The sequence below is a fragment of the Micromonospora pallida genome (genome assembly GCF_900090325.1).
GTDB lineage: Bacteria > Actinomycetota > Actinomycetes > Mycobacteriales > Micromonosporaceae > Micromonospora > Micromonospora pallida.
The window spans coordinates 5774075-5786031 of sequence record NZ_FMHW01000002.1 but is presented as its reverse complement, the minus strand read 5'-3'; the positions used below and the strand labels follow the sequence as shown (position 1 = coordinate 5786031).

Genomic DNA, 11957 nt, shown 5'->3' with positions numbered 1-11957 from the left:
TCTGGTGCCCGGTGGCGCGGACGGCGGCCAGGTCACGGGCGGAGATGACCTCGGTGGGCCCGTCGATCAGCTCGTGGACGGTGAGGTCGTCGTTCGGTTCCTCGCGCCGGACCATCACGCCCCCAGCAGGCTCTGGCCGCAGACCCGGACCACGTTGCCGGTGACCGCACCCGAAGCGGGCCAGGCCAGCCACCCGATGGTCTCGGCCACGTCCTCCGGCAGGCCGCCCTGGGCCAGGCTGTTCATCCGGCGGCCCGCCTCGCGCAGCACCAGCGGGATCCGGGCGGTCAGCCGGGTCTCGATGAAGCCGGGCGCCACCGCGTTGACGCTGATCCCCCGGTCGGCCAGCGCCGGGGCGAGCGCGTCGACCAGCCCGATCACGCCGGCCTTGCTGGTGGCGTAGTTGGTCTGGCCCCGGTTGCCGGCGATCCCGGCGATCGAGGAGACCGAGACGATCCGGCCGCCGTGCGGGATCAGCTCCCGCTCCAGCAGCACGTCGTTGATCCGTTCCTGACTGGACAGGTTCACGTCGATCACCTGGTCCCAGCGGTCGGCGTTCATCCGGGCGATGGTCTTGTCCCGGGTGATGCCGGCGTTGTGCACCACCACGTCCACCCGTCCGTGCCGGGCGGCGAGGTGGTCGGCGAGCCGGGTGGCGGCGTTCGGCGCGGTCAGGTCGAGCTGTACGGCGCTGCCGCTGATCTCGTTGGCGACGGCGGCCAGCTCGTCCCCGGCCTCCGGGATGTCCAGCGCGACCACCTGCGCTCCGTCGCGGGCCAGCACCCGGGCCAGCGCCGCGCCGATGCCCCGCGCCGCCCCGGTGACCAGGACGACCTGCCCGTCCAACGGCCGCTCCCAGTCGGCCGGGGCGGTCGCCGGTCCGGTGCCGACCCGGATCACCTGCCCGGAGACGTACGCGGAGCGCCCGGAGAGCAGGAACCGCAGAGTCGCTTCCAGGCTGGTTTCGGTGCCGGCGTCGGCGACGTACACCAGTTGCGCGGTGACACCCCGGCCGAACTCCTTGCCGATGCTGCGGGTCAGTCCTTCCAGGGCCCGCTGGGCGGTCGCCTCGCGCGGGGTGGCACACCGCTCGGGCGGCGTGCCGAGCACCACCACCCGCCCGCTGGCGTGCAGCGACCGGGCGTACGGGTGGAAGAAGTCGTAGAGCTGCCGCAGTTCGGTCGAGTCGGTGACGCCGGTGGCGTCGTACACCAGGGCCCCGAAGCGGGTGTCGGCGGACGCGGCGGCCGCGTCGCCCACGGCGGCCGGATCGTCGGTGGCCAGCTCGACCCCGGCGGCGCGGAGGATCCGGCCGACCGGCTCGACGAGTCGACTCCCGGTCGCGGCTCGACTTCCGGTCGCGGCTTGGCTCCTGGTCGCGGCGCCGAGCAGGGCGGGGCCGGGCAGCAGCGGATCACCCGGGCGGTGCCGCCGCAGCCGGGGCGGGTCGGGCAGTCCGAGACGCTTGACCAGAGTGCGGCCGGCACCAGACTGGACGAAGCTCGCGTACCTGTCGTTCATGGGCGTAGCCTACTTGCGAGTAGGGTGGGGGCAAGGGTTTCGAGGAGGCGGGATCGTGCAGAGTATCCGACGGGTCGCGGTGATCGGCGGGAACCGGATCCCCTTCGCCCGGTCCAACTCGCGGTACGCCGACGCGTCCAACGCGGACATGCTGGGCGCGGCGCTCGACGGGCTGGTCGCCCGGTTCGGCCTGGCCGGACAACGGCTCGGCGAGGTGGTCGCCGGGGCGGTGCTCAAGCACTCCCGGGACTTCAACCTCACCCGCGAGGTGGTGCTCGGCTCGAAGCTCGACCCGCACACCCCCGCGTACGACATCCAGCAGGCCTGCGGCACCGGGCTGGAAGCCGCCATCCTGGTCGCCAACAAGATCGCCCTCGGTCAGATCGACGCCGGGGTGGCCGGCGGGGTGGATACCACCTCGGACGCCCCGCTCGCCGTCAACGAGGAGATGCGGCGCACCCTGCTCCGGCTCGGCGCGGCCCGGACGTTCGGCCAGCGGCTGCGCATCGCGGCGAGGCTGCGCCCGCACCACCCGTTCCTGCCGGAGATCCCGCGCAACGCGGAGCCGCGTACCGGGCTGTCGATGGGGGAGCACGCCGCCCGGACGGCCCTACGCTGGCACGTCGACCGGCAGGCCCAGGACGAGTTGGCGCTGCGTTCGCACCAGCGGCTCGCCGCCGCGTACGACCGGGGGTTCTTCGACGACCTGATCACGCCGTACCTGGGGCTGACCCGCGACCAGAACCTCCGTCCGGACACCAGCCTGGAGAAGCTCGGCAAGCTCCGCCCGGTCTTCGGCACGAAGGGTGCGGACGGCGGGCTGGCCACCATGACCGCCGGGAACTCGTCCCCCCTCACCGACGGCGCGTCGGCGGTGCTGCTGGCCAGCGAGGAGTGGGCCCAGGAGCGGAGCCTGCCGGTGCTCGCCTGGTTCTCCTGGTCGGAGACGGCGGCCGTGGACTTCGTGCACGGCGACGAGGGGCTGCTGATGGCCCCCGCGTACGCGGTGCCCCGGATGCTGGCCCGGGCCGGGCTGACGTTGCAGGACTTCGACTACTACGAGATCCACGAGGCGTTCGCCTCGCAGGTGCTGGCCACCCTCGCGGCCTGGGAGTCGCCGGAGTTCTGCAAGGAACGCCTGGGCCTGGACGCGCCACTCGGCCCGATCGACCGGGACCGGCTCAACGTCAACGGCTCGTCGCTGGCAGCCGGGCACCCGTTCGCCGCGACCGGCGGCCGGATCGTCGCCACGCTGGCGAAACTCCTCGCCGAGAAGGGCAGCGGCCGAGGACTGATCTCGATCTGCGCGGCCGGTGGCCAGGGCGTCACCGCGATTCTGGAACGCTGAGCGGCTGCCCGGAGCGCGTTGAGCGGCTGCCCGGAGCGGGCTGAGCGGCCGTCCGAAGCGTGCTGAGCGGCTGCCTGGACCGCTCTCGGCGGCGATCCGGACAAGCCGCTACGGAGTCGGTACTTCCTCCTTTCAGGTATGAAAGGAACAACCACTCACATTCACCTTCAAATCTCCCGACGATGAGATTCCCTGATCCATCGTCTCTAGGAGGTTTGCCATGGCGATCAACCGTCGACTTCTGGCACTACTGGCGGGGGCAGCGTTCGTCCTGCTCCCGCTGCCCGCCCAATCGGTGGGCGCGGTCACCGGGCAGCCGCTCACCACACCCGTTCCCCTACCCCGGCCGGTGCCCACCGCCGTGCCGACTCCGTCGCCCTCGGGCGCACAGCCCGGCGGGCAGCAGCCGGCCAGCCCGACGTCCACCTCGCCGTGCCGACCGGGTACGCCCCCGAACGCGCCGACGAGCACCGCGTACGACAACAACCAGCTCCTCGGGCCGTCCCAGGCGCAGACCGTCGACCCGGTCGGACCGCTGCTCACCGATTACAAGCGGTTCGGTGCACTCACCACGCAGGAGTTCCTCGACCAGTACACGAACGCCGCGCAGAAGTCGTACGTGTACCCGCCGGCCGGCGGGTTCGTCGTCGGACCGGACGGCCGCCCGGTCAAGGCGGCGCAGACCCTGCTCCCCGGCTACCGGCTCGACCGCTTCGGCTTCTCCGGCGGCGCCTACCTCGCCCCGCTCGGCACGCCGTTCAGTGCCCGGTCGCTGCCACCGGCCAACCTGAGCACCCCGGAGTCCGCGCCACTGGCCAACTACCACGTCTACTGCGTGCTCAAGGCGTTCGCCGTCGACTCCGGACCGACCGCGCCCTGGTTCGGCCAGCCGGGCATGGGCACCCAGTTCAAACTGGACCAGCGGCACCTGCCGGAGGCCGGCGGGCAGCTCAGCATCACCTGGCTGGTCGAGAACGGGTACCTGGTGGAGGAGGATCTGACCACCAGGCCGAACGGGCAGTGCGGGGCCACGGCCGGCGCCACCATCTGCTGAACGATGGCGGCCTGAGGACAGGAGACGGCGGGTGGACCGGCACGAGTTACGTAACGTCCTGCTGCACACCGGGCTCTCCCCGGATGCGTTCGAGTTGGCGGACGTCCACGAACACGTGCCGCTCCCGCCGGACTTCTGGTTCCTGCGCCGGTCACCCGGCGGCCGGTGGGAGATCGGCCTCTACGAGCGTGGTGTCTACGACGTCCGGGAAACCCACGACACCGAGGACGCCGCCTGCCGGGCTTTTTACCACGCCCTGACCGGCCGCCCCGCGCCGTGAAATCGGTTCGCGCCGTGGATCGTGGTGGCGAACGGCCCTCCTGGCCGTTCGCCACCACGATCGAAGCAACCTCGGGGGCGACACCCTCCGTTCCCTGGGCATGACGGTAAACGCGGGTTCCGCGCGGTGAGACGCGCGGACGAGGAGGAGTACCGGCAGTTCGTGGTCGCCCGACTGGAGTCGCTGCGCCGGACGGCGTACCTGCTCTGTCGGGACTGGCACACCGCCGACGACCTGGTCTCGATCACCTTCGCCAAGCTCTACCGGCACTGGCGGCGGGTCCGCACGGTGGAGAACCTCGACGCGTACGTGCGAGGCATGCTGACCAACGCCTGGCTGGACGAGCGACGCCGGCCGTGGCGACGCGAACGCAGCGTCGACGAGGTCCCCGACGAGGTGGACCTGCACCGGGCCGAGCCTGTCCTTGCCGACCGGGAGATGCTGCTCGACCTGCTCGGTCAGCTCCCCGCCCGGCGTAGGGCGGTGATCGTCCTGCGCTTCTACTGCGACCTGTCCGTAGAGGAGACCGCCGCGATTCTCGGCATCAGCCCCGGCACGGTCAAGAGCCAGGCCGCACGCGGCCTCGACGCGCTGCGCGCCCTCGCCACCAACTCGTCCGGACGCCCTAGGGAGGAGTGGGCATGAGCTACCGACAGGCACTCGACGCGGCGATCGGCGACTCCCCGGTCTCCACGGTCGACGTCGACCGGATCATCTCGGGACAGCGGCGGGCCAGGAAATTGCGGATCTGGGGAGCCAGCGGAGCCGGCGCGGCGGCCGTCCTGGCGGTGACCCTCACGGTGGCTCTGTTGCCGGGATCGACGACATCGAACGTCCATCCGGCGACCGGGCCGGAAGTCACCACCACGGTCGGCACCACGGCGGACCTGCTACGCATGGAGAGCGCCGTCAACACGGCACTGATGCGGGAAGCTTCCAACATCACCTTTCTCCCGAGGCCCCAGCCCGGCAATCCGGTCGGCGATCAGACCAGCCATCTGACCCGGCGCGAAATCGAAGTCGATGGTGTTCGCGGTACCCTGACCGTCCGGGTGACCCGATACATGTCGGTCCGGTTCACCTGTTCGCCACCGCCGGCCTCCCTGGTCTGTCGGCCGGACGGCACCCTGATCAGAACCGCCGAGAACACCCGATCAGCCGGGAACCAGCCGCACCTGTTCCGCAGCGCGACCGCACTGCGAGAGAACGGGGAAATGGTCACCGTGTACCTGGCCGGCGACGACGCACAGGGGCGGCTCTCACTGACGGCAGAACAACTGACCGCCGTCGCGACCGACCCCGCCGTCCGTCCCGGCCTGCTGCCGCCCGGCGTGGAGCCTAAGCCGGCACCGACCGACCTACCCACGGCTCCCCACGACGAGGCACAGCAGGAACGGATCGACAACGCGGTCCTCACCGCGCTCCGGAGGCAGGCACCCGGTGTCGGAGCGCTGGGCGTCGACGGGAACGCCGCAGACCTGAAGTCACAGTGGACCGGCGACCCCGCCGAGAACACCGTCGATCATTACCAGGGCGAGGGGCGGATCACCATCGGCGGTGTCCCCGGACTCCTCGCGGTCCGGATCGCCCGGATGGCCTTCTTCCCGGGCTGTGGCGAACCGAGCACGTCGCAGCGTTGCGCGGAGAGCGAGGGACCGGGCGGCGAACGGATCAACGTCACCACCGACACCGCCCGGCAGACCGCGGAGATTTCCGCCGAGCGGCATGTGTGGGTGATGCGCAAGGACGGCCTCTGGGTCATCGTGCTGCTCACCAGCAACCGACCGGACGGGACGTTCGCGCTGACCGAGCAGCAGCAGAAGGCCATCGCCCTGGATCCCGAGATCACCCTCGGCATCAGGTGACCGACACGCCGGCCGACCGTAGTGGCGCGGAAACCAGGAGGGTCCACGCCACCACGGCCCGGGGCGGTCACAGACGGCGGGGCAGCCAGCCCAGAAATTGGGCGCGCAGCTCCGTCGGGGAGAGGTCGGGCCGTTCCGCGAGGGCGTCCAGCATGTACGAGGCGAGCAGCATCGCCAGTCCAACTTGGTTGCCGGCGTAGTCGACCAGGAGACGGCGACGCCGGTCGACGCAGGGCCAGTCCTTCCCGCAGCCTGCACAAACCCAGCTCGGACGGACCGGCACGTGCAACTCCGGCGTACCCGGTCGGCGTGACACGGGTGTTCGTCCGGCGCGATGGTCCCGACCGCGCTTAACGGCGACAGCGGCGAGCCGGACGAGCACCCGGCGCTGACGCAGGCGTACCCCGTCGGGTTGCCTGATCTCGACGCCGCGCAACTGGAGCCATAGGCCGTCGCTGTGCCGCTCCCGACGGCCGATCTCGATTACCTCCAGGACCAGCCGGCCCAGCCCGAAGCAGTAGTGGCCCTCGTCAGCAGTCACGATGTCGCCGATCCGAATGCTGGGCGGTCGCCACCGGCCGGCGTTTCTCGGTCGTGGCGGCTCGGCTGGCTGCCGCCGGGTCACGCGGCGAACCAGGCGAAGGCCGGCGGCCGGGCCACCGACCCGCCGAAGCGGAGCCGCCAGACGTGGGTGATCAGCGGAGCCGTCCGGTACCGGCCCCGGCGGTGCGGAAACCACCGACTGCGCCAGCCGGCCGGCCGGGTCGGCGGCGGATCGTTCGGCAGCACCGGTCTACCCAGCTCGACCAGGCGATTCGCCGCCGCGTTCGCCGGGCGGCAGGGCGCGGGTTCGAGGCAGACCGCGCAGAGGCCGCTCTCCGGATCGGGTACGTGGTTGGCGAGGACCGTGTGCGCGGCCCGCGCGTCGGTCTCGTCGCGGTCCGACAACCGGTGGACCGACCGGTAGACACCCATGGGAGCCCTCCTGCCGTTGGGCAGGGGCGGGCGTACGGCTGGCGCGGGCGACCGCGGGGATTGCGGTCGATGCGCTGCCGCTGCCGTACGCCCGCCCCCGGTGGGCCGGTACGCGCGCTGGTGGGGGTCAGCGCGGGGCACCGGCCGGGGACGGGGAGCGGGTACGCCGACCGCGCCGCTGTCACCACCGGGTGGTAGACAGGAGGGGAGTCGATCCCCGGGCGCGGTCCAGCGTGGCTGCTCCCTCCGGCTTGCCGGGCCGGGATGGGTACGAGGCCGCCAAACCACAGCACCCGTCCCGGCCCGCTTACGTGGAGTAACCTTACTGCGTATCGAGTAAGGCATCAAGGGTTGATGCGGTGTTGTCCTGGGCCTGCCTACGCTGTTCAGGCGAATCGACGTGACTTGGAGGTTGCCCATGGCTGACCAGGGTTGGCTGAGCGTCTCCATGCCCTACGTCACGGCTGGGGCGTCCGATGCCTGGAAGGCCGAGGCCGCCGCTGGCGGGGGTGTCGGGAGCCAGCGACTACTGGAGGTCGCGGAGGTGGTGGCTCCGGCCGAAGTTGCTGCCGCTCTGGGCGTCGAGCCAGGCGGCATGGTTGTCATGCGCCGTCGGCTGATGCTGTTCGATGACCGGCCCGTCGAACTGGCGGATTCCTACTATCCGCTTGCCGTCGCTCGTGGCACAGCACTTGCCGAGCCCAAGAAGATACGGGGTGGAGCGGTGGCGCTGCTGACCGAGCTGGGCTACCGGCCACGTCACACCGCTGAGGACGTCTATGCCCGTGAACCCACGGATGAGGAACGGAAGGTGCTTGCCCTCGGCGGTCATCGCTGGGTGTTGGGACTGACCCGCCTTCTGACAGCGGAGGACGGGATGCCGGTCGAGGTCAGCATTATGACGATGGTGGCCGAAGGCCGTCGGCTGCGGTATGAGATGGCGATCGACTGAACGGGAGGTGCAGTGGCTACCAGAGGTGACCGTCGTTCCCGGCACGAGCAGATTGCGGCCGAGATCAGAGCGGCGATCATGGCTGGCGACCTGTCTCCGGGAGAGCAGCTACCATCCATTCCCACTCTGGTCACCACCTACTCGGCGGCTACAGCGACCGTCCAACGCGCCCTCGCTGCCCTGAAGGATGAGGGTTATCTGATAAGCGCGGTCGGCAAGGGTGTCTACGTCCGTGAGCGCGAGCCGCTTCTGGTCGAGGTGGCCGCGTACTGGGATCCGGCGCGGAGCCGGTACTCCTATCGCTTGCTCGACGTGGCCGAGACGGAGGCTCCGCCCGAGGTCGGTCGGGCGCTTCAACTTGCCGAGGGAGAGCGGGTCATCGTTCGGCACCGGTTGGCGCTGTACGACACCGATCCCGTCGAGTTGTCTTGGTCGTACTACCGGATGTCGATTGCGGCCGGCACGGAGTTGACGCAGCAGCGACGGATTGTCGGCGGGGCACCGAGGGTTCTGTCTGATGCCGGCCTGCCGATGGTCATGTTCGCCGACCGTGTCTCGGCGCGCATGCCCACGCCCGAGGAGACAGAACTGCTGGCGCTCCCGCCGAACGTGCCGGTCATCCGGCAGTTCCGTGTGGTGGCCTCGCGGAACGATCGCCCGGTCGAGGCGTCGATCCTGGTCAAGGGAGGACACCTGCACGAGCTGCACTACCGCCAAACGGTTGACCAGGGTGACGGCCGCTGACGGGACCGTGCGGGCGTTGACCGGCCGGATTGCCGTGTGTATGCCAACCCGGACGAGCAGTTTGACCTCTTTCGCATGCCCGGCCCCGTGCCCCGTCGATCATGGAGTTGTGGTGCCATGATTGGTGGCTTTTGCCAGCTTTGGGCGGCGCCCAAAGTCCATGATCGACGGGGCGGTGGGGTGGGGGTCGGGTGTTCGTAGGGTGGTTAGGTGGGCTCTACGGGGAGCCAGAGTTCGCAGGTCGCGGTGCTGAAGTCCTCGGCGCGTTCGAGCACCGCCACGATCGACGGACCCGGCCGCAGCCGCCAGCGGTTCGAGGGGAACCACTCGGTGGCGGTCGCGGCCCAGGTCTGCTGGAGCGCGCTCGGGTACGGCCCCGAACTACGGAAGATCGCCCACGTGCCGGCCGGGACCTCGATGGCGTCCAGCCCGTCCGGTGGCGGGGTGTCGCCGGTGACCGCGACGCCGTGCAGGTAGGTCAGTTCGCTGCCTTCGGCGGCGTCGGCCTCGAGGTCGTCGCTGACCGCGAGGATCCCGGCCGGCTCGGTGTTGCTCATGGCCTTCAGCCGGAGGTGCTCCTCCGGCGGGAACGAGGTGACATGCCGGTGGATGTGCGGGTTGACGCCCTCGTAGATCAACGGAACCCGGACGGCGTGTCCGACGAGCCGGAACGCGGGGCGGTCGACGATTCGGGTGTCCATGGGTGTGCTCCCTTCGACGGTCAGGCGGAACCTGAGCTGTGGTTGTGTGCGAAGGGGGCCTCCGTCACGGCGTACCTCGCTGGGGCTGGCACCATGCACGGCCCGGAACGCCCGGCCGAACGCCTCGGTCGAGCCGTACCCGTGCCGGACCGCGATGGACAGCAGGTCGTCGTCGCCGCTGACGACGTCAGCCGCGGCGACGGTCATGCGGCGCCGGCGCACGTACTCCGAGAGCGGCATGCCGGCCAGCGACGAGAACATCCGGCGCAGGTGGTACTCGGTCGTGCCGAACGTCCTGGCCAGCCCGTTCAGGTCGAGTTCCTCGGTGAGGTGCTGCTCCACCTGGTCGACCAGCCCGTTGAGTGCCGAGATCAAGAGGACCTCCCTTCCGGCATCAACTCTGGGCTTTGACACCTCGTCCGTGCCCGACCGCTGCGGTTCGATCCGATCATCCGGTTACGGCGTCGGGCCAAACAGCCCGCTTGACCGGTGTCGTGCCGCCGGCAATTCGGTTCTTGTCGAGGTCCGCCGTCGTTACGCTGGCGCCGCCCTGGCGGCGGGGACGGCTCCCGCATGACGCACCGCCGCTGGCGATGCGATCGGCTGCGAGGGAAGGGGCGGCGCATGGAACTGGTGCGGTTCGACGGAGCGTACGCCGGGACGGTGGCCGGCTGGGCGGCGTCGGTCGAGGAGACCCGGTGGTGGTGTTCCCGGGACGAGGTCACCGCGGAGACCGTCGCCGGCTGGGTGGCGCAGCCGGACACCGAGGCGTACGGGCTGGTGGAGGCGGGTGAGCTGGTCGGGTTCGGCGAGCTGTGGGTGGACGAGGACGACGCCGAGGCCGAGCTGGCCCGGCTGATCGTCGCGCCGGGGCACCGGGGACGGGGCGTGGGGCGTGCGTTGGTTGCCGCGCTGACCGAGGAGGCGCTGCGCCGGAAGCGGGCGGTGTGCTTGCGGGTGAACCCCGCCAACGCTCCCGCACTGCGCTGTTACGCCGCCGTCGGGTTCCGGGCGGTGCCGCAGGAGTTGGCCGACGAGTGGAACCGGGACCAGCCGGAGGCGTACGTCTGGCTCTGCCACGAGCCCGCAGCCTGACCACGGTCGCCCCTCCTGGGCGGCTTGACCCTCACGGTCCGTGAGGCCGGAGGGTGGGGTGCATGAGTGACTACTACGACGCTTTCGAGATGAGTCCCGTGCCCGATCCCGGCCCGGATGCGGTTGCGCCGGAGCTGTGCCGGGGCATCTATGGAATGCCCGCGTTCGCGACGGTTCCCACGAGCGACCTGGCGGCGTCGGTGGACTTCTGGATTCGTGGGCTCGGGTTCTTCGAGCTGTTCAGCATCCCCGGCACGCTCGTGCATCTGCGTCGGTGGGCGTTCCAGGACGTACTCCTCGTCTCGGCGGCGAACGTTCCGGCGCAGGCACCAGCGATGAGTCTCAGTTTCGCGTGCGTGCTCAGCCAGGTCGATTCCCTTGTCGAGGCCTGCCGTGCGTTGAGCCCGAACTCGGTCGACGGCCCACGGGACACTCCCTGGAACACCCGCGATGTGGAGGTGATCACTCCCGAGAACGCACGGATCGTCTTCACTGCGGCGAAGCCCTTCGATCCGGCCAGTCAGGAGGCGCGGGACCTTGCCGCCATCGGGATCACCCCACCGGGCGCCGGCCGCGGCGACAATGAGGAGCATGCCTGATCCCGCCGGCGCCGATGGCCTGACCGTCGGTCAGGTCTCGACGCGTCTGGGCGTGACGGTCCGCGCGCTGCACCACTGGGACGACATCGGTCTGGCGCGGCCGTCGCTGCGTACGGCTGCCGGATACCGGCTCTACACGGCTGGCGATCTGGAACGCCTGCACCGCATCGTCGTCTACCGGGAGATCGGCCTCGGCCTGGACCGGATCCGGGTCATCCTGGACGACTCGAACGCGGACGTGCCCGGCGCGTTGCGTGCGCAGCGCACCCAGGTTGCCCAACGGATCGACCGCCTCCAGCAGCTCAGCGCCGGCCTGGATCGGATGATCGCCGCCCACGAGCGCGGCCTGCTGCTGACCGTCGAGCAGCAGGCCGCGATCTTCGGCCCGGAGTGGAACCCGGACTGGCCCGTCCAGGCCCGTCAACGCTACGGAGACACGACGCAATGGCAGCAGTACGCCGAACGCTCAGCCTCCCGCAGCCCGGAGGAATGGGAGGCCATCGCCGACAGCGTCACCGACCTCGACCGTGCCCTCGCCGACGCGATGGACGCCGGTGTCACCCCTGGCAGCCCGGAAGCGAATCAACTCGTCGAGCGGCACCGTGAAGTGTTCAGCTCGTATTTTCCTCTCACCCGGCAGATGCAGGTCTGTCTCGGCCGCATGTACGAGGCTGATCCGGGATTCGCTGCCCACTACGACGGCATCCGCGCCGGCCTCGCCACGTGGTTCCGGCAGAGCGTCGACGCCAGCGCACGCGCCCACGACATCGACCCCGACACCGCCACCTGGCAGTAGCGCCTGGGCTGAGGTGGTTGCAGGGGT

At 70.5% G+C, this 11957-nt stretch carries 14 protein-coding genes; 10 read left to right on the top strand and 4 right to left on the bottom strand.

The features are described from left to right. Positions 1-114: 114 nt before the first annotated feature. Complete coding sequence (locus GA0074692_RS24250; protein WP_091647891.1) at positions 115-1521, bottom strand: 3-oxoacyl-ACP reductase; 1407 nt, start codon at positions 1519-1521, stop codon at positions 115-117. Positions 1522-1576: 55 nt separating this feature from the next. On the opposite strand from GA0074692_RS24250, the gene GA0074692_RS24245 reads away from it, so the two are divergent. The 5 genes from GA0074692_RS24245 to GA0074692_RS24225 all read left to right on the top strand — a co-directional run bounded on the left by GA0074692_RS24245 (position 1577) and on the right by GA0074692_RS24225 (position 6068). Continuing rightward, on the top strand, positions 1577-2869 hold the full coding sequence (locus GA0074692_RS24245) for an acetyl-CoA C-acetyltransferase (RefSeq protein WP_091647888.1): 1293 nt from the start codon (positions 1577-1579) through the stop codon (positions 2867-2869). A gap of 220 nt (positions 2870-3089) precedes the next feature. Continuing rightward, the gene (locus GA0074692_RS24240) at positions 3090-3923 is read left to right on the top strand and encodes a glycohydrolase toxin TNT-related protein (protein ID WP_091647886.1); all 834 of its coding nucleotides are present in this window, start codon (positions 3090-3092) and stop codon (positions 3921-3923) included. A gap of 31 nt (positions 3924-3954) precedes the next feature. After that, positions 3955-4203 carry a hypothetical protein gene (locus GA0074692_RS24235; RefSeq protein ID WP_091647884.1) on the top strand — a complete coding sequence of 83 codons (249 nt, stop codon included), beginning with the start codon at positions 3955-3957 and terminating at the stop codon, positions 4201-4203. Between the two features lie 126 nt (positions 4204-4329). After that, positions 4330-4848 (top strand): SigE family RNA polymerase sigma factor, encoded by a 519-nt coding sequence (locus GA0074692_RS24230; protein WP_091647882.1) that lies wholly within the window; start codon positions 4330-4332, stop codon positions 4846-4848. Then, positions 4845-6068, top strand: a complete 1224-nt coding sequence (locus GA0074692_RS24225) for a hypothetical protein (protein WP_091647880.1) — start codon at positions 4845-4847, stop codon at positions 6066-6068. Before GA0074692_RS24230 ends, GA0074692_RS24225 begins: the two co-directional genes overlap by 4 nt. Before the next feature lie 67 nt (positions 6069-6135). Here GA0074692_RS24225 and GA0074692_RS24220 read toward each other — a convergent pair whose 3' ends face one another. Both GA0074692_RS24220 and GA0074692_RS24215 read right to left on the bottom strand, forming a co-directional pair. After that, on the bottom strand, positions 6136-6609 hold the full coding sequence (locus GA0074692_RS24220; protein ID WP_245730438.1) for a hypothetical protein: 474 nt from the start codon (positions 6607-6609) through the stop codon (positions 6136-6138). 80 nt (positions 6610-6689) lie between these two features. Continuing rightward, positions 6690-7043, bottom strand: a complete 354-nt coding sequence (locus tag GA0074692_RS24215; protein ID WP_091647877.1) for a hypothetical protein — start codon at positions 7041-7043, stop codon at positions 6690-6692. A gap of 418 nt (positions 7044-7461) precedes the next feature. Between GA0074692_RS24215 and GA0074692_RS24210 the strand changes: the two genes are divergently transcribed. Both GA0074692_RS24210 and GA0074692_RS24205 read left to right on the top strand, forming a co-directional pair. Further along, entirely contained in the window at positions 7462-7995 is a 534-nt protein-coding gene (locus GA0074692_RS24210; RefSeq protein WP_091647875.1) for a UTRA domain-containing protein, read from the top strand. 12 nt (positions 7996-8007) lie between these two features. Continuing rightward, the gene (locus GA0074692_RS24205; RefSeq protein ID WP_091647872.1) at positions 8008-8739 is read left to right on the top strand and encodes a GntR family transcriptional regulator; all 732 of its coding nucleotides are present in this window, start codon (positions 8008-8010) and stop codon (positions 8737-8739) included. 206 nt (positions 8740-8945) lie between these two features. On the opposite strand, the gene GA0074692_RS24200 is transcribed toward GA0074692_RS24205, so the two are convergent. Then, positions 8946-9815, bottom strand: coding sequence for an AraC family transcriptional regulator (locus GA0074692_RS24200; protein WP_091647870.1), 870 nt, complete (start codon positions 9813-9815; stop codon positions 8946-8948). 249 nt (positions 9816-10064) lie between these two features. Here GA0074692_RS24200 and GA0074692_RS24195 point away from each other — a divergent pair, with 249 nt between their 5' ends. The 3 genes from GA0074692_RS24195 (at position 10065) to GA0074692_RS24185 (ending at position 11930) form a co-directional block, all read left to right on the top strand. Then, positions 10065-10535, top strand: a complete 471-nt coding sequence (locus GA0074692_RS24195) for a GNAT family N-acetyltransferase (protein ID WP_091647868.1) — start codon at positions 10065-10067, stop codon at positions 10533-10535. A 62-nt stretch (positions 10536-10597) separates the two neighbouring features. Continuing rightward, complete coding sequence (locus tag GA0074692_RS24190) at positions 10598-11134, top strand: VOC family protein (RefSeq protein WP_091647865.1); 537 nt, start codon at positions 10598-10600, stop codon at positions 11132-11134. Continuing rightward, positions 11127-11930, top strand: a complete 804-nt coding sequence (locus GA0074692_RS24185) for a MerR family transcriptional regulator (protein WP_091647863.1) — start codon at positions 11127-11129, stop codon at positions 11928-11930. Before GA0074692_RS24190 ends, GA0074692_RS24185 begins: the two co-directional genes overlap by 8 nt. The last annotated feature ends 27 nt before the right edge of the window (positions 11931-11957 follow it).